Here is a 20,892-nt window from a genome sequence, read left to right as displayed (position 1 = left end):
CTCTCTTCAGGCCGACTGGGTCAGCCGGACTTTGTAAGTCACTAACCTGAACAAAACAATACTTAAATATAATATCATAGTCAAAAAAGCTCCGTCAACTGATTCAAAAACTTTATTTATTTCTCTTTCGCATTATAGTACAATATGGGATAGTTATTGCTGCGATTATTTTGTATTTAAATGGAATGTGAATTCTTATTCCAGTCATGCCGGCGGTTCAGAGGCGGGACTATAGTTATCATTCCAGCCGATGATTTATGTTGGGTAGTTGACTGGTTTTTCATTTTATATGACCTGTAGAAGAGCGACCAGACGTGAGTACAAGAGCTTATGAAAGTGTGACATTCGTATTCGTCGTCTGGCTTTAGTATAATTTAATTGAACCTGTAGGCACAGCTGGATAAGGTGTGGTGAAGGTTGATAGTAAAACAAGTGTATTAAGCTAGGAAGGGGAATTCTCTTGAGTAATCGTTCTTTGAATGGAACAGATTTTACCGCAATGGTTTTAGCCGGGGCGGAACAATTACAGCAGCATGCGGAACATGTCAATTCACTAAATGTATTCCCGGTGCCAGACGGTGATACGGGAACCAACATGAATTTGACGATGAGCGCGGGCGTAACGGAATTAAAGAGGGGGGATTCTTCCTCCATCGGTGTCATGTCCGGCATATTATCCAAAGGTTTGCTGATGGGAGCCCGCGGCAATTCAGGGGTTATCCTGTCACAGTTGTTTCGTGGCTTCAGCCGTTACGCTGCCCCATACGAGGAATTGAATACCCTTCAGTTCGCATCGGCATTGCAGAGCGGGGTGGATGCGGCCTACAAGGCGGTGGTTAAGCCGGTGGAGGGTACAATTCTTACCGTGGCGAAGGAAGCGGCCAAGCATGCTGTATTTTTCTCGCGCCGGACGAACGACATCACGGAATTGATGGAAGAAGTGCTTGCCAAAGCGAAGGAAACGCTTGCCATGACGCAGGACATGCTCCCTGTACTGAAGCAAGTAGGAGTTGTAGATTCGGGTGGGCAAGGCCTTGTGTATATTTATGAAGGCTTTATGCAACATCTTGGAAGCGGCTTGGTGACGTCTCCAACTGCAAAAAGTGATAATGTACGCCCGGTTTTTGCTCCTCACGTATCGGAGAGACCTACTGCTACTGCAGTTGTTCCTTCCCCAGATGCGCCGATTTCTGCGCAAGCGAAGCTCGAAACGGATAATATTGAATTTTTGTATGATATGGAGTTTTTTATTAATCGACAATTGGGCGAAGCGCAAGGTACCGATTTTGATGAAGAAGCCTTCCGAAAAGCGTTATCCGTAGATGGTGATTCTATTATCGTAATTTCAGACGATGATGTCATCAAGGTTCACGTGCATTCTAAGGCTCCTGGTGAAGTGCTGAATTTGGCACTGCGTTACGGAGAAATTACACAGATTCGTATTTTAAATATGCGCGAGCAGCATCGTGATTTGTTGTCTGCGGGTATGGATGTTGCTCCTGAGCCTGAGTGGTTTGCTGAAATACCAACAGAGCCTGTACGTGAGGAAGAGCCGTCTGAGCCCCCCGCTCATGAACTGGCATCCTTTGGTTTTATAGCTGTGGCTTCTGGTGAAGGAATTGCTGATATTTTCAGAAGTTTAGGCGTCGATGTTGTCCTTTCTGGCGGCCAGACAATGAATCCGAGCACAGAGGACTTCGTTAATGCGGCGCGCTCGATTGCGGCTCAACATATTTTTATTCTTCCGAATAATTCCAATATTATTTTGGCGGCAGAACAAGCGCGTGAACTGCTAGAGATGGAACGTATGGTGTCGGTTATTCCGAGCAAAACAATTCCTCAGGGCATTGCGGCAGCATTTGCCTTCCAGGAGGAAGAGGCTTTTGAGGTAAATCAGGACAATATGCGTGACGCAGTCACCCGGGTGAAGTCTGGGCAAGTGACCTACGCGGTACGGGATACGACGCTTGATGACCTGCATATTACAGCCGGGCACTACATCGGTATTCAGGATTCCAAAATTGTAGCGACCGAGGAACACTTAATGGCAACGTCCCGTCTTTTGCTAGCGAAAATGCTGGTGAATGGCGATGAAATTGTTACGATTCTCACAGGTTCAGACGCAAATCAAGAAGACACAGATCAGCTTGTTGCATGGCTTGAAGAAAATTATGCGGATGCTGAAGTGGAAGTTCATGAAGGTGGTCAGCCGATTTATCCTTATTTGTTCTCAGTGGAAACCTGATGTGCTTTAGCACGCCCATGGAAGTCCACAACAAAAGGAGGTCTGACTGATGAGCAGTACCATCATTTTGACGGATAGCACGGCTGATATTCCACAAGAATTAGCAGACCGTCTCGGTATAGTTGTTGTACCCTTGACAGTGATGTTCGGCAGCACAGCTTACCTGGACGGCATTGAGATGTCAGCGTCGCAGTTTTACAGCGAACTAGTACGGGCTGATGAGCTGCCTACGACGTCACAGCCTTCACCAGCCCGTTTTTTGGAGACATACACGACGCTGTTAGAACAATACCCCGAGAGCCAGGTTATCTCTATCCATTTATCCTCGGGTGTGAGCGGAACGTATCAGTCTGCTCTGCTGGGCAAATCCATGCTGGAGAAGCATGAACATAGAGTGACTGTGGTGGATTCCAAATCAGCTTCATACGGATACGGTATGCTAGTGGTTTATGCGGCAGAGCTGGCGGCTGCCGGACACTCCCCGGCTGATATTGTTCGGGCTGTGGAACGTCGTGGGGAGCGCCGTTGTTTATATTTCCTGGTGGATACCCTGGAATACTTACAAAAAGGCGGACGTATTGGCAAGGCAGCGGCAATGGTTGGTACGTTGCTTAACATTAAGCCGATTCTTTCGATTGACAAAGAAGGCATTATTTATTCGGTTGATAAGGCGAGAGGGCATAAAAAAGCGACAGCACGAATTATTGAACTACTGGAGCGGGATTTAAAAGGCCAAAAAATTAATATTGCTGTGGGTCATACGGCAGATCGCTCAGCGGCAGAAGCGTTCGTGGTTCAGCTGGCAGAGCATTTTGAGCTGGGGGATCGAATATATACTGAACTTGGTGCTGTGATTGGGACCCATGTAGGGCCAGGAACGATTGGCATTTTTGTATGGCCGGCCGGAGATGAGAGGTAATATGCTGCAATTGGATCAAATACCTTTAAAACAAATACATGGCGTGAGTGCTCTCAAAGAGGGAGAGCTTCACGCTTTTGGCATTTCTAACATACAGGACATGCTGGAATATTACCCGTTTCGGTATGAAGATTACCGACTGCGCTCGCTAAGCGAAGTGAAGGACGGAGATAAGATTACGGTACAGGCCAAAATTATGGGCATTCCGGTGCTTCAGCGTTACGGGCGCAAATCAAGGTTGACTTGTAAATTGATGGCCGAGGATTGGATGTTTACCGCGACATGGTTTAATCGGCATTTCATGAAGGAGCAGCTAACCTCTGGTCGTGAAATTGTGGTGACTGGTAAATGGGACCTCAAACGTATGCAGATGACTGTTGCAGATTCTGAGTTTCCTGATAAAGGAGTAGCCCGCTCGGGGACGCTTCAACCGGTGTACTCTATAGGCGGCAAGATTACGCAAAGCTGGATGCGAAAAACGATGAATCAGACGCTCCAGCAGTTTGGCGAAATGATCCCCGAAATATTGCCTGAGTTGCTTGTACGCAAATATAGTATGATGCCGCGCAAGCAGGCTATCGCGGGTATACACCAGCCTCAGGACAACCGCGAGGGGCAAGAGGCTCGTCGGCGGATGGTGTATGAGGAGCTATTTTTATTTCAGCTGAAAATGCAGGCATTCCGGGCGCTAAATCGTGGTCGAGCGGACGGTGTGGTACATACGGTGGATAATACCACGATTCGTGAATTTGTAAGGGCTTTGCCTTTTGAATTAACGGATGCACAGAAGAAGGTAGAGCTTGAAATACTGCACGATCTACGCTCACCTTATTGTATGAACCGTCTGCTTCAGGGAGATGTTGGGTCAGGTAAAACAGTTGTTGCTGCCATCGGTTTATTTGCCACAGTACGTTCTGGTTTTCAGGGAGCGCTGATGGTGCCAACCGAAATATTGGCCGAGCAGCATATGCGGTCGCTTCACAAGCTGTTTGAGCCCTTTGGAATCAGTGTGGGCCTACTGACTGGGAGTACAACCGGGAAGAAGCGTAAGGAGCTACTAGCTGCTCTCCAAATGGGTCTGCTGGACATTGTAGTAGGCACCCATGCTCTCATTCAGGAAGATGTATATTTTCGCCAGCTTGGGCTTGTTGTAACGGATGAGCAGCATAGATTCGGAGTGAACCAACGTAGTGTACTGCGTCGCAAAGGCTATAATCCCGATGTGCTGACGATGACGGCCACACCGATCCCTCGTACGCTGGCCATCACTGCGTTTGGCGATATGGATGTTTCTACGTTGTCAGAGCGGCCGAAGGGGCGTATTCCAATTTCCACCTATTGGGTGAAGCACGAACTGATGGATCGGGTACTTGGTTTTATTTCCCGCGAGGTAGATCAGGGACGGCAGGCTTATCTGATTTGCCCGTTGATTGAAGAGTCGGAGAAGCTGGACGTACAGAATGCCATTGATTTGCATATTCAAATGCAACAGGCTTTTCCACATTACCGCGTTGGGCTATTACATGGACGAATGACTCCCGCAGAAAAGGAAGAAGTTATGCGTTCTTTCTATGCGAATGAGGTTCAGTTGCTCGTTTCAACGACGGTTGTGGAGGTGGGGGTAGACGTCCCCAATGCGACGCTAATGATCATTATGGATGCGGATCGTTTTGGGCTGTCCCAGTTACATCAATTACGTGGACGTGTCGGACGGGGAGCACATGCCTCGTATTGTGTACTGATCGCTGATCCTAAGTCGGAGGTTGGTCAGGAGCGGATGAAGGTTATGACCGATACGGACGATGGTTTTGAGGTGGCTAGACGCGATCTGGATTTGAGAGGGCCGGGTGACTTTTTTGGCACCAAGCAGAGTGGGCTACCCGAGTTTCGTTTAGCAGATATGGTAGCGGATTTTAAGGTGCTGGAAAAGGCGCGTGAGGATGCAACTGATCTGATCAAGGATGCGTCCTTTTGGACATCTCCGCAGTATGAAGCACTGCGCGGTTATTTGCAAAAAGAGCAGATTTTCCAGGGAGATCTCATCGACTAATCCACCATGAATCATGAGGTTGTTCTAAACGTTTTAAACAGATAGGCACAATGGACAGGCTGGCCGTCATATATTTGGGAATGACCGAATGATATGGGAGGTGTGGCAACATTGAGCTATCAGCAATATGGAATCAGTCCGCAACTGGTGGAGCGGATTAAGTTGAAAATGAAGAATCGTGCGCTCAAGGATCGGGTTAAGCAGCAGATCGAAGGTGTGACTAAAGCGGACCTGCAAAATAAAGCTAAGGTGCGTCATCTTGTGAAGACTACTTCTGCTATTTTAAACGAGCGTTTGACGGCTGCGCAGGAGGAGCAATTGACCGCCTTCGTATTGGCACAAAAAATTGATCCGTCCAATACATTCCATCTAATCAAGCTGTGGGGAATGTTCCGTTGATTGCTATTTGAAGAGGTGCTTCGAAGCGCTCTCCATGTTTTTTTTTGAAGCACAGATAAAAAAAGGATTGCCTGATATCAGGCGATCCTTTTTGGTTTGTTTTAGTTAGTTCATTCCCCGGGCAATAGCTAGTGTGAGCTTATCATGAGATTTTTTATTTGTAATGACCGCCAATTTTGATAGACCGTTCCATGGCCTGCCCGGCATCTGTTAACGACGATGCGCGCATGATGATGGACTGACCGTACCGATCCTTTAAAGTGTCCGTCACCTTTTCCAAAGCACGGGATCGCTCCTGATCCTCAAAAAAATCCAGTTGATACAGTTGATCATCCACCAATCCGCTTAAAGTAACTCCTGCGCGCTTCACAGGCATATGATTCCAAAAAGTATAAAAGATTTTTTTAACGGTTTCATATACCTTTTGGGTATGGTTTGTAGGATCGGGTATCTTCATTTGTCGGGAGAATCCGGTTGGTGCCTCGTAGGGACTGCATATACAATGAACAGTCACAACCGAGCCCATATATCCTTTGCGGCGGGCGTCCCGACACACCTCCTCTGTTAGTTCAAGCAGGATGGTTTCCACTTCCGCAGGCTGGAGATAGTCTCGAGGAAGAGTCATCATATGACCGATGGATTTGGGAGGTGTATTAAATGTTTCCGGCTTGACCGGGCTGTGATCGATCCCGTTAGCAGTTCGCCATATTACCTCTGCCTGAATATCGGACTGCTTACCGAAATGAGACCGGAATCTGTCCTGTAGCCGAGGTAAGGGAGTACGTGCGATATCTCCAATGGTGTGTAGTCCAAGCTTCTCCAAATGCCGTTCCATTCGTGAACCGATGCCGAACATAAGACGTACTGGCTGGGGCCATAGCAACGCTGTAATATCGGATGCAGACAACAAGAAAATGCCACTGTCATTTTTTTTAGCCCATATATCTGTTGCGGTTTTAGCCAGCATTTTGTTGGAGCCGATACCAATTCGAATCCATACTCCTGTTTGTGCCAGTACCTTTTGCTGAATTTCACTTGCAATACTCACCGGATCCCCGAACAGAGAGAGGCTTCCGCTCATATCCAGAAACTGTTCATCAATGCTGAAAACCTCAACCAAATCCGTATATTCATTATAAATTTCTGTTATTTTTAATGAGACATCGATATAATGCTGCATACGCGGACGTACAATGATAAGGTCAGGACATTTTTTCACCGCTTCTCCCAGACGTTCTGCTGTAGATATACCGTATTTTTTGGCCAGCGGACACGCAGCTAAAATAATGCCTGAACGAAGTGCAGGGTCACCGGCCACAACGAGTGGCTTATGTTGGTATTTAGGATCATCTGCTTTTTCGATGCTAGTATAAAAACTTTGGCAGTCCGATAAGAATATGGTTCTATTTCTGCGTTCCTCCAAAAATACGACCTCCTTTCCTGATATGTGTGGATCATCCTTCCAAAATATTCTTGAATGTATACTCTTATAGTAGTATTATATACAGAACAAGTGTTCCTAATACAAATGTATTTTTTGGAACGTTACAGTTTACGGAAAACCTAACATGGCGTATCATAATATCTTGAGCAAAAACAAGTGGAAATGAATGAATATTGAGGGGAGAAAACCATTTTTATGAACCCAAAACGTCGACCATCATCTCAAAAACGCAGTAGGTGGCGTATTTTTGGCAGAGTTTTGCTGATTAATATCAAGTGGTTCTCGTTTGCGGGTGTACTTGGAGTGCTATTTGCTGGAGGTCTTATATCCGGTTATGTAGCGGCACTGGTTCATGATGAACCTGTACGATCACGTCAGTTGATATATGAAAAGGTAAATGAGAACGCTCTGACCAGCTTTGTATTTTTTAACGATCAGGTAACTCCGGTTGGAAGAATGCGCATGGAGGAGGATCGACAGCTCGTTGATCTGAAGGATGTCCCTCAGTCTATTGTGGACGCCCTCATTTCAACGGAAGACAGCCAATTTTATGAGCATCGTGGTGTGGATTTAAAGGGAACAGCTCGTGCTGTTAAGCAGAAGCTTTTGAATGAAAACCGCCAAACAGGCGGCAGCACACTGACGCAGCAGGTAGCCCGAAGGGTTTTTCTCAGTCTGGATAAGACGGACAGTCGCAAGGTGAAGGAAATGCTGCTGGCATTGCGTATGGAGCGTTTTATGGGTAAGGATAAAATATTAACGGCTTACTTAAACAAAATGCCCTTTGGTAATGGTTCCGCTGGTTACAATTTATATGGAATCAAGTCTGCTTCGTTAGGGATTTTCAATGTAAGTGATCTACATAAGCTTCATATTGCTCAGGCGGCTTATTTGGCAGGTCTTCCCCAACTGCCATCTGTTTATTCCGCTTTTGATGGTAAAGGGAACTTTGATGAAGAAGGCTTCAATAAAGCGATGGAGCGCCAACGTGTCGTGTTGGGAAGAATGCTGGCAACAGGTAAACTTACGCTATCCGAATATAACGAGGCGCTTCAATTTGATGTGAAAGCCACTCTTGCGCCACATCGCGAAAAAAGTTATAACACATTCCCTTATTTAATGCTGGAGACAGAGCGGGAAGCCGCCCAATTGTTAGCGCTCCAGCAAAATCCGGATATCACGGCATCCGAGATTTCCAAGCCTGAGCATGCCGAGCTTCTTCAAAATACGCGAGAAGAGTTGCAACGGTCCGGATATCGAATTTATACAACGATAAATAAGAAAATTTATAACAATATGCGGCAGATTGCAGCCAATCCACAAAACTTTTCTCCATACAGTAAGAAGAAGGGATTAGAGCAGATTGCAGCAATCATGATTGATCATAAAACAGGGGCTATACTCGGTATGATCGAGGGCAGGGATTTTAATACCGAGCAAATGAACTATGCAACTCAAATGACACGTCAGCCCGGTTCTGCCATGAAGCCTATTGCTGCTTATTTACCTGCTTTGGAAAAGGGCTACACTCAGCCAGCCGGTCTTATTGATGATTCACAAATCATATTGAAAGACGGGCGTAAAGGTTATCATATTCCTAAAAATTATAACAGACGGTACGAGGGGCTTATGACAGCCCGTGAAGCACTCAATCGGTCAATCAATATCCCTGCACTGAGGCTGTTCTTATATGAAGTTAAAATTCCAAACGCTTGGAATTTTGTTCGTTCTCTTGGAATTACGACGATTCAGCCGCAGGATGAACATGCTCAGACAGGGGTTCTGGGTGGACTAAGCAAAGGGGTATCCGTCGAGGAACTGACCGCAGCATATGGAACGATTCCCAATATGGGTGTATATAATGCACCTCATCTGATTAGCAAAATTACGGATGCCAACGGGAAGATCATATATGAATTTAAACCGCAGACGAAGCGTGTATATTCGCAGCAAACCGCATTTTTGATGACGGATATGCTTAAAACTGTTATATCAGATCCGAGGGGAACTGGTAAACGCCTGCAAAATGCTTTTAAAAGCTACGGTGCCATTGATATCGCCGGTAAAACCGGTACAACACAAAACTTTGGTGATGTGTGGTTTATGGGGTACACACCTGACGTTACACTAGGCGTCTGGGCTGGTTATCGCCAACAGGTTAATACATTATCTCAAGAAGGCCATTCCAGAGCACAGTCAGTGTGGGCACTGATCATGAATGAGGCGGTCAAGGACCAGCCTGAACTTTTTAAGAATAAGCACTTTATACGGCCGGAAGGTGTTGTAAGAGTTACGGTTTCTAGCCTTACAGGTAAGCTGCCAGGGCGTTATTCCCGTCAATCGGGTCAACTTGTGACTGACTGGTTTAATCAAAAGTATGTGCCTACTGAAGTTGGAAGAGAACGACTTCCGCGTTCTGCTAGACCAGTGGTCCCGTCCAAACCAGATATCAAGGAAAAAGAAGTCCCAGAGGTTGAGGTACCTGCAATAGATCAAGAGAAAATTCCACCAGAGGAAACGGATCCTCCCGTTCCTGACGCAGACACAGAGATAGAAATGCCTGATGAGAATAACGATGTGCCATCAACAGATACTTCGCAACCTTCTGTTGAAAACGAACAGGGGACTCCTTCTGAATCGGAAAGCCAGAGTGATGAGACTCCAAAAACCCAATCTGATGAAGTTATTTATCCAGAAATAATATCTGATCAACCCAAAAACTAAACGACAGGAACGGCTTAGTTTAAAATGCCGTTCCCGACAATGTCTACAGTGACCTGCTGATGAAAACGGACATTGGGATATTCTTTATTCCAATCTACACTTTTCCATACTGCTGGATGATGAGCGATCAACTGTCTGCCTACGCCAAAGGCATCACATCCATTTTCCTGAAGTGTACGGATAATTTGTTCCGCATCCTGGGTCATGATTTCGGAAAGTTGACGGTTTAGACGCCGTACGTTAGCTTTATCTTGAAGATGATTTCGTGCATATAATATCGACAGGCAATTTCAGGTTAAGCTCCACATCAATTTGTCCATCGCGCTGAACTTTCACTTTAAGGCTACGTTTGATATTCTGAATGTTAGCCTGATACGTAATAAAGTTTTGCAATCACCGACAGATCCTGGATGTATCCTTTTTACAAAGCGAGCTGTATTTTTCCACTTTCCAGTCATCAGGACATATAACACACCTTGCTCATTACTTAGGCTTCCTGTGAATTTTTGTCCGTGAAATAAGGCAATTCCACGTGCTGTAATATCTTCTCCTTCTTTGGAAAGATAGGGAAGCACAAAATCTTGACCCGGATCAAGCATTGGGGGGAGCAGTGTCTCCAGTGTCATTTCCGGGAACATACACATTTCCTCAAGGCTTCTGATTTTTTTGGTTATAAATTCGCCAATTAAGAGGTTACCTATGCCTTTTTGATCTATTATTTCTCCAGCTAATGCTCACGATACAGCACATCCAGATAGGGATATAGATCTTTTCGGGCCAAGCTTGTACCATACAGAATAACTCCATATTTGAAAAGGCGGATATCCCCGGTTACTTTGGCTCGGATTTTCTCTGTACTTTGTCGAACGGAATGGCCGGTGCCTGAGTGAATTTCATTGGTGCTTTTACCTTGATTGCTTTGAGAATCGTCTACAACTTCTAGCGTTTGCAACAACATACCTTCAGAAGTGAGATCATAAGCCGATGCATTTGCCAATCGGGCATCCTTCAAATTGTCCTGATCCCAGCAGCCTGTTATAAAAATGAGTAGAGTTAGCATTCCAAGCGCTCTGCTCTTTTTTTCATGTTTCAGGTCCCTCCTTTTTTTTGAAGAGATAGGATAGGATCAGCAGCAGAAAAGGGAATACAATTAGGAAAATATAAGCAGAATTATTGGCTATGGAACCAATAAGCTCGAAATCTTCTCTTCGTTGAGGCAAATAGGCAATACAACATGAGGCGAGCACAACAAAGGGAACCGCCTTTTTATGGCTCTTTTGCTTGAATAGATAGCTTATTCCGTAAGACGCCGCATAATAATAACCACTTATAGCGCCAAAGATCGAAATGAGCCAAATTGGCAGAAAAATAAAATCGACCCGATCCATCGTTCCCAGTGGAATGGATCTGAGCAAATAAATGACTGGCTCCGGCATTAATTCAAGCTGTTGGGGGCTGAATACGGTTGTACAGGTAAATACAGTAAAACAATACAATAGTACCACGATCGCGTTAGCTGCCAAAATTGACTTGAGCTTGCCTATACTTTTGCCCTCAACCATGGGAAAGACGACAAGAATGAACTCAAAACCAAACATAGCTAGGAGCGTTTCTTTTGAACCGACAATAATACGGGGCCATCCCGCCTAAGTCAGAGGTAGCAGATAAAGCGGGGTGGACTGCTTTATACCATAGCTAATTAATAGCATCATGGGAAAAATCAGAAATGAAATTAAAACAAGCACTCGAGCAATTGTTCTTAAATTTTCGCGAACCAGATATATGCTACTGAACAAAAACAGGGAAGTATAGCCCAACGGGGAGTATATTGCAGCATCCAGCGATTGATGACGTCATATGCGTTCACAAGAACGGAGGTACCCATAAGCAGATAGTAAGCAATGTAAGCTACAGTCAATGCTTTTCCAATCCAGCAACCAGTAATTTGGGTTAATATTTGATAAATCGAAGAGGAGGGAAAACGTCTTAGCAGAAGCCAGCACATCAAAATAATGAGTTGAATCAAAAGGCCGCCAATAATGACAGATATCCAACCCCCTCCTTTAGCTGAAAGGTGCATCGGATAGGGAAGTGACAAAATGTCTACGCCAATCTCAAACTTGATGATGAGAAAAAAAATTGACCCGATGCAATGGTACTTTCTTTATTCACGTCGTTTCCAGCTCCTAGAGTCGTTCTGCTGCTTCAATTTTTGGGCTTGGGAATCATATGGTCGCTGATGAAATGTCCAAATCGGAAGGCGGATAAAAACATCTTTCATATCACCGAGCCGGAATGGTGCAAGAGGAGCAAAGTAGGGCGTACCAAAGGTCTCCAGCTTGCAAAGGTGGATAGTAAGAAAAAGTAAACCGAAAGCAATGCCAATGTATCCAAACAAGGCTGCAGCAATCATCATCGGAAAACGAAGGATACGAACCGCTGAGCTCATTTCATGAGAAGGCACTAAAAAAGAAGAAATGGCTGTTAACGAGACGACGATGATCATCGTATTACGACACGAGACCAGCCCGAACGATAGCATCTCCGATGACGAGACCACCAACGATTCCAATAGTTTGGCCAACCCGACTGGGTAGACGAACCCCGGCTTCTCGTAGCACCTCAAAGATCAATTCAAGCAGCATAGCCTCCACAATCGCTGGGAATGGAACATTTTCCAGTGATTTTTTAATGGTATGCGCCAACTCTAGTGGCAAAATAGCTGGATGAAAAGCAATCGTCGCAATGTAAATGGCAGGCAGCGTAAAAGCGATCAAAAAGCTCATCATTCGAATCGTTCTTAGAAATGAACTAATAATCCAACGGCCGTGATAATCATCTGGACTTTGGTAAAATGCAAAAAAAGAGACGGGAGCTATTAGAGCAGTAGGGCTACCTTCAGCCAAAATCGCTATCCGTCCCTCCATTAGATTGGCGGTCACACGATCCGGTCGTTCCGTGCTGAGCTGTTGAGGGAAGAGGGAAAAAGGGTTGTCCTCAATAAACTCTTGAATAAAACCGGGGGGGAGCACCATATCGGAGGAGATCGCTTTAATTCTCGTTTTCACTGCTTCCACTAGCTCAGGATTAGCTAAGTCTTGAACATAGACAATAGCGATTTTAGTCCGGGTTTTAGATCCTACATAAAAGTAGCGTACAACCAGCGACGGTGTGACAATTTGTTTGCGAATCAGATTCAGATTGATGGATAACTGCTCAATGAATCCATTGTGCGGTCCGCGAATAACCCCTTCGTTTTCTGGTTCGTCCGTACTGCGAGTATATGTCTTTTCGGAAGAAAGGATAAAAAATTCTTCCGCCCCATTTATCATAAAAATGCAATATCCCTGAATAAGCGAATCAGCAGCATTTTGAAGGTCGGTGTCTTTTTGACTGCTTAAGGTGGTGAACATTTGATGAGAGACTGCATCGATTTTCTCATATAAGGCACTCAGGATATGAGTTTGAATCATCTCCTGATCTACGAGCGAATCAATATAGAGCAGCAACCGTCTTTGCCGTCAACGGAAATTGCCTGTTTTTTTAAATCATCCGTATAAAAAAAGGGCTTGCTCAATAAAGGAAACATTTCTGTTTAATTCAACGGAAGCTGCGTCATGTCCAGCCAAGAGAGCCCTCCTTTTTGGATGAGATAGGCATAATGTGTGCCATATGGATTGAATTTATCCATGATCTGGTGACTTATCCATTCTTGAATCACCTTCACTTCGCGTAATGCAATAGTTTTATACTAGAATTTAGGTTGAAAATAGGAAATAGGTTGGTTATTTTTGCAAGGAATGAAATTTAATCGTGCAAGAACTAGAGACTAGATTACAAGGGGGCTTAATCTTGCGTCGGATCAATTCCTAGATAGTGTCCCAGTTTCCGCCGGACCTCGCTGCGGGCAAAGGATGAAAGCATGAAAAATCGTCTTTGATAGCCGCGGCATATATACAAAACCTCTACGCCTTCATGATTTCGGATTTCGCTGTATATTTTAACCCCTAGTATTTTCATTCGCGCCTTTGTCTCTGCTAATTGAACAGCTACACGCTGTTGTACTCCAGTCAGGCTACGAACATACAAATCAGGCATTTTTAGAGGGGAGGTATGTATAATACGAATGTCTCGTTCCAGCACATCCAGCACAAGAGTCAGAAGTACACAGATCTTGACTAGCCCTGCGTCTTCTTCAGAAGGCAAAGGAGCTTTATTCTTGTGGTTCAGTGTCTTTTGGCTTGGCATAAAAATCTCCTTTACTCCGAGTAAGAATACAATATATAATCATTATATAGAACGTGTGTTCTGTTTATACCTCATCATAGGGATTTTTCCAAGGCTAAAGCAATCCTCAATTATTGGAAAAGTGGTAGAGAGCGATACCCATGTGCCATTGTGTAAAGAATTCTTGCGTTTATCGCCAATGACAGTCAAGCAGAGTTTATGTTAAGCTAATGGATAAAAACTTACATAAAAGGGGAGATCGTTCTGACTGCGGTCAGCCTCTACTATTTAACTTAAGAAAGTCGAGAAAGAAGGTATACATATTGTCACGTTCGTTATATGCAGCTTTATTATTGTTGAGCCTCATTTGGGGCGGTTCGTTTATGTTTATCAAGGTGTTGTTGCTACATCAAGTAGGACCGTGGACTATTGTATTTCTTAGATCCAGCTTTGGACTTATTTTTATCGTCTTATTAATGCTACTTATGCGCAGGCCGTTTAAAATTAAAAGCATTCCGTGGAAATCGGTTACTCTGGTAGCTTTGGTCAACATGGTTTTGCCATGGACATTGATCGGTTTTAGCGAGACCAAAATAGCTAGCAGCATGGCTTCTGTATTGAATGCCACCACGCCAATATGGACCATGTTGGTGGGGCTTGTTTTTTTCGGGGCTATTTTTCATCGGATGCAGTGGTTAGGAATGGGGCTCGCTTTTGTAGGAATTATTATTTTATTGGGTATTAATCCTGCATCTATTATTTCTGTTGACCCTGTGGGTTTTGGGTGTATGCTGCTTGCGACTCTCTGCTATGGATTTGGAACACAGCTCTCCAAACGTTTTCTCTCCAATCTTTCCATGTATCAGGCTACCTTTGCGACACTGTTTGGTGCGGCGGTAGGGGGTGGTATTATGATGGCAATTGTGGAGAGACCTGATTTGTCGATTGTTTCTGATCCAGGTGTATTGGGTTCCCTTATAGGGCTGGGAGTTTTGGGATCAGGAGTAGCATATATTTTGTTCAATTACATGATTTTGCGGGGGAGCGCGGAATTTGCTTCTTCGGTGACGTATTTTGTTCCAGTAAGTGCCATTGTATGGGGCTTTTTGCTCCTGAATGAACATATCGGCTGGAATGTTCTTACCGGACTGGTCCTTATACTTGGAGGGGTGTTTATGGCCAACCAGCGTAGAACCGCCAAATTAAGTGGATAATAATCTAAACAGAAATAAAATACGCTTTGGGCTATTTAAATGTACATTCGCCAAACCTTCGGTATAATACGTTAATTCGCACATACAATAAAGCATGCTCACACATAAAATAAAATATGGTGCAGCAAAAAAGCAAGCTGTTTAGCAGGTGACAAGGTGTGGTATAATAAATTATAGAATTATATGCACCACAGAAATGTCGGAGTTTTATTCCACAAAAGAAAGGATCAGGATACCATGTGTCCCCGAAGGATACTTCCCCAAAGGACGATTTGGAAACGATTTGATCTGTCTTATACTTAGCTTTTCCGCGGAGTAACGTCAAGTTGCGAAAGCCAACTCTGCGGAAGAGGGGATTGTACATGCGAAGGACCAAGTCCTCCAGGCACATCTTATCCGGTAGCTTCCGTAAGAGTGGGTTCATCCACATCAAACTTACGAGAAACCGAGGGAGCCTGTATGAGGAAAACTTACGAATCTATCGTGAACAATGGAGCATTGAGACAGATTGCTGTCATGTTGCTCGGAACATGCATTTTAGCTTTTACGTACTATCACATTAATGCTCAGAATCATTTGTCAGAAGGCGGATTTGCAGGCTTGGCCCTGCTGGGACATTACGCGTTTGGCATATCTCCAGCATGGAGTATGTTGCTGCTTGATATTCCCGTCATATTGCTGGCATGGGTACTGAAGGGCAGAAGATTTATGCTGCTTGCGTTAATCGGAGCCGTTGCTTTTTCACTGTTTTATGCAGGATTTGAGAAGTATTCGACTCTGGTTATAGATCTACATGGAAATCTGCTGATAGCTGCTCTACTTTGTGGGGTGCTTACAGGTTTGGGAGCCGGAATCGTACTGCGATTCGGTGGAGCAACCGGGGGCGATGATATCTTATCTCTGCTGATCAGTGAGTGGCGCGGGTGGAAAATCGGCAACGTGTTTATTGTCAGTGACATCATCGTATTGGGATTATCACTGTTGTATCTGCCTATGAAGGAAACAATGTTTACAATACTGGCTGTGTGGCTTGCCGGAAAAATAATTACATGGACGACCACGTTCCAACTGCACCGACCTGTGAAAAAGGTACTGCCAGCGGCTATTCCCGCTAAAAAGGTAGTTGCCAAAACAGTGCCGGTCGTCCACAGCCTTCGTCAATAAGGAAAGGGTGTTACGTCAGGAGAGAAATCTTCTTTCGTAACACCCTTTCGCTGTATTCAGCTTCTATCAGGAAGGTTTTAAAGTAGAATGGATGCGTCCATCCCGGTCATGAATAATTGCAGAAATCTGTTGGCGTTCTACAAAACTTTGAGCCTCATCAATCGCCTCATTTTTGTGTTTAAAGGTTGAAATGGGCTGGTTGTGTCCCTCTTCTTTGATTGCCCAGCGATCCTCGTACGGCACTACATGAATGGGTTCCTTCTCATCGGAAGAAGCGGAATGATGGTCGTGTACATTTTCGCTTGAATGCTGTTTTTCATGTTTTTTAGGTTTCTCATCTTGCTCGGCTGGATGATTATCGTTCCATTCCTCGGCTTGGGAAGTGGCAATCGCAATCGAGCGTCCTTCTTCATAGCCGTCACGGAGTAGAGCGTTAGCAATATCAACGGCTTTTTCTCGCACCCGAGGTTCCAGGTTTTTCATGGATGGAGGGTAATCATGTTTGTTCCAAGGCATAGTTGCACACTCCTTATAGCGGATGATGTATTATGTATTACCCGTTGTCGGCTTAAACAAACGGAAATCAAAGAAATGAATATATTGTAAAATGTATATTGAAAAAAAGCGTATAATGGTGTGCAGAATACGAGGAAAAGGAGTGAAGCATTTGCTTGCCTGGGGTTTTGTTTTTTTGCTGACTATCATCATTCATACTACAGATAGCTTGTCCTATGCTCTCCGGCTTGGTGGTTTGCGAGCGCGTCGGATTGGATTGGCGTTAACCGTTGCGGGAATGCTGCTGTTGGTTTCACGCACCTCTAACATGGCGCAGGGGCCTTTGCTCGGGGGGATGGTCGATCAGGCTAAGGCTGCAGCACAAGTGGGCGGAACGGATATTAGATTGGAACTATATATGCATGGGGTACTGCTGGCAGCAACCGTTGGAACTATGCTTGCTATATTACTGTATCCAACAGTGGTACGCATGTCAGCCAGATGGATTGTGCATTTGGAGCATACCGGATCTATTCCGGCTTTGGTGCGTCATTTAATGCTGCGAAGTCGCTGGAAGCATGCAGGCTACTACATAAAGCGCCCCACCTGGTCAATGCTTACTTCACTGATTAGTGGAGCGATACCCAAGCGTCTAATTATTCTGAATATAGCCGTTACTGCGATTTATACAACTGGAGTAGTATCTGCTTTATATGCATCATTTCTGTGGCCTGCTCAAGGTACAGCCATGTCAATGTCGTCAGGTCTAATCAATGGCGTCGCAACGGTATTACTGACCTTGTTAATTGATCCAAGATTGGCGGTTTTGTCGGAGAAAACGCTACGAGGGGAGCTACCCTTAACTCGGATGAACAGCATGTACGGTTGGATGATCATCTCGCGTTTGGCAGGTACTTTATTAGCTCAGCTATTGCTAGTACCGCTAGCCATTTGGCTTGGATGGGTAATGAGTTAAATTGCTAGCTTACGTAATGATGTGCGGCCATATCCCAAAAAAGGCTGGCCCGTGATCATCTATTAAAGATAGATCGCGGGTCAGCCCCAATGATTCTATGGTTATTTACTTTTCAAATAATGACTTATATGCTCCGTATCCTTCACGTTCCAAATCTTCTTGAGGCACAAAGCGGAGCGCGGCAGAATTGATGCAATAACGCAAACCATCTGGACCTGGACCATCATCGAATACATGCCCTAAATGAGAGTCAGCTTCACGACTTCGCACCTCTGTACGGATCATAAAATGGCTGAGATCGGTTTTTTCTTTGACATTGTAGCTGCGCAGCGGACGGGTAAAGCTGGGCCAACCGCAACCTGCATCATATTTGTCCAATGAACTGAACAAGGGCTCTCCTGATACGATATCCACGTAAATGCCTTCACCCTCATGATCCCAAAACTCATTTTGAAAAGGGCGCTCGGTCGCGTTTTTTTGTGTTACTTCGTATTGAATAGGCGTCAGCCGATCTTTAAGATCGGATTTATCAATCTTGCCAGACCAATTTTGCTCGATAAAATCTTCACGTCCCGAACCTTTGCGGTAGCGTTTGTAATGAGCGGGGTTCTTCTTATGATAGTCCTGATGATATTCTTCTGCTTCATAAAAAGTGGCCGCAGGCAGAATCGGTGTAGCAATCGGCTTGTCGAAGCGGCCACTTTGAGCCAAAGCTTCTTTAGAAGCTTCTGCCTTGATTCGCTGCTCTTCATTATGATAGAAAATAGCCGTTTGGTAGGATGAACCTCTATCGTGAAACTGTCCACCTTCATCCGTCGGATCAATCTGCTGCCAGAAGAGCTCCAACAGTTTTTCATACGGGAATACTTGTGGGTCAAATGTAATCTGTACGGCTTCCACATGTCCCGTTGTTTCAGAACACACCTCTTCATAGGTAGGATTTTCGGTATGTCCCCCTGTGTATCCAGATCTAACCTTCAAAATACCGGGTAATTCCTCAAAAGGGGAAACCATGCACCAGAAGCAGCCACCTGCAAAAGTTGCTTTTTCTACCGTGTGTGGATTGTTGGTGCTCATATTTGTCACTCCAATCTGAGAATGTTTAATTAGTTGTTATTTAAATAGCTTACAATTAAATTATATACGAGATTTTTGCAAAATCCAACGAAAGGTCAGAAACCAATCCGTAGTGTAAATGGCTATGTCCTAAAAATCGCAATGAAACTTCCTACAGAGACGGTGGCAAACTCATCGCATTATGTTCTGTTGTCGCGTTAAAGCCTTTTTCGGTAGAGTATAAAGGCGCCGCCCACCAGTGCAGTATATAGCACCAAAATGAGCAAACCGGTGATTGGGTGTTCTGCAAAGGTGCCGCCAGCATAAGCATACACCGCAATTGCGGGAAGCTTGCCAATAGCTGTACCTAGGATAAAGCTCCAGAACGGAAACCCTGCTACTCCAGCGTATACATTTACCGCTGCTTGGGGGATGACTGGAATCAGGCGAGCCAGCAGAACAGCAGCAAAAGGTTCCCTCTCCATGACTCGATTGAAGCGCTCCAATGCGGGAACCCGCTTCAAATAGGCACGTCCTTTGTCACGGAACAGGGTACGTACTGCAGTGAAAACGACCAACGCAGCCAATGTAGTGCCAAGCCAGCAGATCAGAGCACCTTGCCAGGGGCCTGCGGCATAAGCAATGGAGGCGATAATCAGCTTGTAAGGCACAAACGGAATTAGCGCGAATAAAAATGCGAGTAGTAGCAGAACTGGAAAGGAGGTCTGCTTGTCCGCCCAGGCAAGCCAATCATATCTGTAGATAAACGCGATGCAAAGCAGCGAAACATAAGCCGCGACGAGTAGCCATTTTTTCATTTACATACCTCTTTCAATATCCCTGTTCGGCTTATCGCTTATACAGAAAAAAATAGGGTTCACATTCCCAATAATGTGTGCTATACTGCCACTAACAGAATAGTTCCCAAAGGGGAGTAGCTCAACGAGTAAAGTCGTCATTACGGGATTTTTAATCCCCGGCTTTATTGGCAACGTAATGTTGTAAGCGAGACCTTTGCCAGGATTTTAGGAATCCGGGTAAATGGTCTTTTTTTGATGCCAAATTTGGGTCAAGCGCCGTTTCCGGATTCCGTGAAATGGCGCTTTTTTAGTATAAAGCGCTGAACTATGTACAGTATAACAAATAAATAAAAAAGGTGGGAGAAACGTATGGATTTTTTGTCAATTGAGTTTTTAACCGCATTAGTATCCATCATTATCATTGATCTGGTGCTAGCTGGTGACAATGCGATCGTAATCGGTTTGGCGGCTCGCAATGTTGATAAGGCCAATCAAAAGAAGGTCATTATTTGGGGGACGGTCGGAGCGGTCATCATTCGGGTGATTGCTACAGTGCTGGTCACGTATTTATTGCAAATTTATGGATTGCGTTTGATTGGGGGACTCGCACTTATCTATATTGCCTATAAGCTGCTGGTCGAAGAGAAAAAACATGAAATTTCAGCTACGAATCAAATGTGGGCAGCGATCCGCACGATTATTATCGCGGATACGATGATGGGCCTCGACAATGTACTTGCTGTTGCGGGAGCAGCTCATGGAAACATGCTGCTTGTTATACTGGGTCTGGCAATCTCCGTTCCAATCATGGTGTGGGGAAGTACGATTATCTTGAAGCTGACTGAACGTTACCCAGTAGTTATTACGATTGGTGCTGCTGTACTGGCTTATACTGCTGCCAAAATGGTGGTGGCGGAACCGCTGATTGCGCACTGGTTTATGAACGGGGTCGTTAAATACGGTTTTGAGGTTCTGGTTGTGGTTCTGGTTGTAGCCATTGGGATGCGTGTTAAAAAAATTAAAAGTGAAAAAACAAGAAAGCAAGCACAGCACGCCTAAGCTAACTTACACTGAAGTAAACTTAGCTGAAGCTGAACGTTCATGCCATAGAGGTTGTTCCGTTAGGTCCTCCAACTGGACCGGGAGCAGTCTCTTTTCTTTGCTTGTCAGCAGACTTCC

At 44.9% G+C, this 20,892-nt stretch carries 19 protein-coding genes and 1 pseudogene; 9 read left to right on the top strand and 11 right to left on the bottom strand.

All coding sequences use genetic code 11. The features are described from left to right. The first annotated feature begins 460 nt into the window (after positions 1–460). The 4 genes from MHB46_RS24765 (at position 461) to MHB46_RS24750 (ending at position 5,613) form a co-directional block, all read left to right on the top strand. Complete coding sequence (locus tag MHB46_RS24765; RefSeq protein ID WP_322171427.1) at positions 461–2,245, top strand: DAK2 domain-containing protein; 1,785 nt, start codon at positions 461–463, stop codon at positions 2,243–2,245. Between the two features lie 49 nt (positions 2,246–2,294). Next, positions 2,295–3,164, top strand: coding sequence for a DegV family protein (locus MHB46_RS24760; RefSeq protein ID WP_254349980.1), 870 nt, complete (start codon positions 2,295–2,297; stop codon positions 3,162–3,164). Position 3,165: 1 nt separating this feature from the next. Further along, positions 3,166–5,214, top strand: a complete 2,049-nt coding sequence (gene recG, locus MHB46_RS24755) for an ATP-dependent DNA helicase RecG (protein ID WP_341163827.1) — start codon at positions 3,166–3,168, stop codon at positions 5,212–5,214. A 111-nt stretch (positions 5,215–5,325) separates the two neighbouring features. After that, entirely contained in the window at positions 5,326–5,613 is a 288-nt protein-coding gene (locus MHB46_RS24750; protein WP_061829033.1) for a stage VI sporulation protein F, read from the top strand. A gap of 154 nt (positions 5,614–5,767) precedes the next feature. Here the strand turns inward: MHB46_RS24750 and MHB46_RS24745 are convergent, their stop codons facing one another. Continuing rightward, positions 5,768–7,036: a DNA polymerase IV gene (locus MHB46_RS24745; RefSeq protein WP_341163826.1), complete on the bottom strand. Its 1,269-nt coding sequence runs from the start codon at positions 7,034–7,036 to the stop codon at positions 5,768–5,770. A gap of 216 nt (positions 7,037–7,252) precedes the next feature. Between MHB46_RS24745 and MHB46_RS24740 the strand changes: the two genes are divergently transcribed. After that, the gene (locus MHB46_RS24740; protein ID WP_341163825.1) at positions 7,253–9,781 is read left to right on the top strand and encodes a transglycosylase domain-containing protein; all 2,529 of its coding nucleotides are present in this window, start codon (positions 7,253–7,255) and stop codon (positions 9,779–9,781) included. A gap of 14 nt (positions 9,782–9,795) precedes the next feature. Here MHB46_RS24740 and MHB46_RS24735 read toward each other — a convergent pair whose 3' ends face one another. The 7 genes and pseudogenes from MHB46_RS24735 to MHB46_RS24705 form a co-directional block, all read right to left on the bottom strand. Beyond that, positions 9,796–9,987, bottom strand: a complete 192-nt coding sequence (locus MHB46_RS24735) for a Ger(x)C family spore germination C-terminal domain-containing protein (RefSeq protein WP_341163824.1) — start codon at positions 9,985–9,987, stop codon at positions 9,796–9,798. Between the two features lie 126 nt (positions 9,988–10,113). Beyond that, positions 10,114–10,419: a hypothetical protein gene (locus MHB46_RS24730; RefSeq protein ID WP_341163823.1), complete on the bottom strand. Its 306-nt coding sequence runs from the start codon at positions 10,417–10,419 to the stop codon at positions 10,114–10,116. 89 nt (positions 10,420–10,508) lie between these two features. Continuing rightward, positions 10,509–10,841 (bottom strand): Ger(x)C family spore germination protein, encoded by a 333-nt coding sequence (locus MHB46_RS24725; protein ID WP_341163822.1) that lies wholly within the window; start codon positions 10,839–10,841, stop codon positions 10,509–10,511. A 22-nt stretch (positions 10,842–10,863) separates the two neighbouring features. Then, the gene (locus MHB46_RS24720; RefSeq protein ID WP_341163821.1) at positions 10,864–11,379 is read right to left on the bottom strand and encodes a GerAB/ArcD/ProY family transporter; all 516 of its coding nucleotides are present in this window, start codon (positions 11,377–11,379) and stop codon (positions 10,864–10,866) included. Between the two features lie 161 nt (positions 11,380–11,540). Next, positions 11,541–11,879, bottom strand: a complete 339-nt coding sequence (locus MHB46_RS24715) for a GerAB/ArcD/ProY family transporter (protein ID WP_341163820.1) — start codon at positions 11,877–11,879, stop codon at positions 11,541–11,543. A 66-nt stretch (positions 11,880–11,945) separates the two neighbouring features. After that, positions 11,946–13,410: pseudogene (locus MHB46_RS24710) on the bottom strand (spore germination protein). A gap of 217 nt (positions 13,411–13,627) precedes the next feature. Continuing rightward, positions 13,628–14,029: a hypothetical protein gene (locus MHB46_RS24705; protein WP_341163819.1), complete on the bottom strand. Its 402-nt coding sequence runs from the start codon at positions 14,027–14,029 to the stop codon at positions 13,628–13,630. 302 nt (positions 14,030–14,331) lie between these two features. Between MHB46_RS24705 and MHB46_RS24700 the strand changes: the two genes are divergently transcribed. Together MHB46_RS24700 and MHB46_RS24695 are read left to right on the top strand one after the other, a co-directional pair. Next, positions 14,332–15,222: a DMT family transporter gene (locus MHB46_RS24700; protein WP_061829040.1), complete on the top strand. Its 891-nt coding sequence runs from the start codon at positions 14,332–14,334 to the stop codon at positions 15,220–15,222. Between the two features lie 459 nt (positions 15,223–15,681). Then, the gene (locus MHB46_RS24695) at positions 15,682–16,386 is read left to right on the top strand and encodes a YitT family protein (RefSeq protein ID WP_013310869.1); all 705 of its coding nucleotides are present in this window, start codon (positions 15,682–15,684) and stop codon (positions 16,384–16,386) included. Between the two features lie 66 nt (positions 16,387–16,452). On the opposite strand, the gene MHB46_RS24690 is transcribed toward MHB46_RS24695, so the two are convergent. After that, a complete protein-coding gene (locus MHB46_RS24690; protein WP_061829041.1) occupies positions 16,453–16,902 on the bottom strand; it encodes a DUF2188 domain-containing protein in 450 nt (149 codons plus the stop codon). A gap of 151 nt (positions 16,903–17,053) precedes the next feature. On the opposite strand from MHB46_RS24690, the gene MHB46_RS24685 reads away from it, so the two are divergent. Continuing rightward, positions 17,054–17,857: a lipid II flippase Amj family protein gene (locus tag MHB46_RS24685; RefSeq protein ID WP_061829042.1), complete on the top strand. Its 804-nt coding sequence runs from the start codon at positions 17,054–17,056 to the stop codon at positions 17,855–17,857. Between the two features lie 105 nt (positions 17,858–17,962). On the opposite strand, the gene msrA is transcribed toward MHB46_RS24685, so the two are convergent. Both msrA and MHB46_RS24675 read right to left on the bottom strand, forming a co-directional pair. Further along, a complete protein-coding gene (gene msrA, locus MHB46_RS24680; RefSeq protein ID WP_254325358.1) occupies positions 17,963–18,934 on the bottom strand; it encodes a peptide-methionine (S)-S-oxide reductase MsrA in 972 nt (323 codons plus the stop codon). Positions 18,935–19,131: 197 nt separating this feature from the next. Beyond that, complete coding sequence (locus tag MHB46_RS24675; RefSeq protein ID WP_341163818.1) at positions 19,132–19,731, bottom strand: TVP38/TMEM64 family protein; 600 nt, start codon at positions 19,729–19,731, stop codon at positions 19,132–19,134. A 351-nt stretch (positions 19,732–20,082) separates the two neighbouring features. Here MHB46_RS24675 and MHB46_RS24670 point away from each other — a divergent pair, with 351 nt between their 5' ends. Continuing rightward, positions 20,083–20,772 carry a TerC family protein gene (locus tag MHB46_RS24670; RefSeq protein ID WP_025722249.1) on the top strand — a complete coding sequence of 230 codons (690 nt, stop codon included), beginning with the start codon at positions 20,083–20,085 and terminating at the stop codon, positions 20,770–20,772. Positions 20,773–20,892 lie beyond the last annotated feature (120 nt).

Source organism: Paenibacillus sp. FSL H7-0703 (assembly GCF_038003485.1).
GTDB classification, from domain to species: domain Bacteria; phylum Bacillota; class Bacilli; order Paenibacillales; family Paenibacillaceae; genus Paenibacillus; species Paenibacillus polymyxa_B.
This window is presented reverse-complemented; position numbering and strand designations above follow the sequence as displayed.

What these genes read in the sequence shown, in the direction of transcription:
- MHB46_RS24725 (WP_341163822.1), bottom strand. Translation starts at nt 10,841, where the DNA reads ATGCTAACTCTACTCATTTTTATAACAGGCTGCTGGGATCAGGACAAT.
- recG (WP_341163827.1), top strand. Translation starts at nt 3,166, where the DNA reads ATGCTGCAATTGGATCAAATACCTTTAAAACAAATACATGGCGTGAGT.
- MHB46_RS24705 (WP_341163819.1), bottom strand. Translation starts at nt 14,029, where the DNA reads ATGCCAAGCCAAAAGACACTGAACCACAAGAATAAAGCTCCTTTGCCT.
- MHB46_RS24690 (WP_061829041.1), bottom strand. Translation starts at nt 16,902, where the DNA reads ATGCCTTGGAACAAACATGATTACCCTCCATCCATGAAAAACCTGGAA.
- MHB46_RS24730 (WP_341163823.1), bottom strand. Translation starts at nt 10,419, where the DNA reads ATGTTCCCGGAAATGACACTGGAGACACTGCTCCCCCCAATGCTTGAT.
- MHB46_RS24670 (WP_025722249.1), top strand. Translation starts at nt 20,083, where the DNA reads ATGGATTTTTTGTCAATTGAGTTTTTAACCGCATTAGTATCCATCATT.
- MHB46_RS24740 (WP_341163825.1), top strand. Translation starts at nt 7,253, where the DNA reads ATGAACCCAAAACGTCGACCATCATCTCAAAAACGCAGTAGGTGGCGT.
- MHB46_RS24695 (WP_013310869.1), top strand. Translation starts at nt 15,682, where the DNA reads ATGAGGAAAACTTACGAATCTATCGTGAACAATGGAGCATTGAGACAG.
- MHB46_RS24760 (WP_254349980.1), top strand. Translation starts at nt 2,295, where the DNA reads ATGAGCAGTACCATCATTTTGACGGATAGCACGGCTGATATTCCACAA.
- MHB46_RS24720 (WP_341163821.1), bottom strand. Translation starts at nt 11,379, where the DNA reads ATGTTTGGTTTTGAGTTCATTCTTGTCGTCTTTCCCATGGTTGAGGGC.
- MHB46_RS24675 (WP_341163818.1), bottom strand. Translation starts at nt 19,731, where the DNA reads ATGAAAAAATGGCTACTCGTCGCGGCTTATGTTTCGCTGCTTTGCATC.
- msrA (WP_254325358.1), bottom strand. Translation starts at nt 18,934, where the DNA reads ATGAGCACCAACAATCCACACACGGTAGAAAAAGCAACTTTTGCAGGT.
- MHB46_RS24735 (WP_341163824.1), bottom strand. Translation starts at nt 9,987, where the DNA reads ATGACCCAGGATGCGGAACAAATTATCCGTACACTTCAGGAAAATGGA.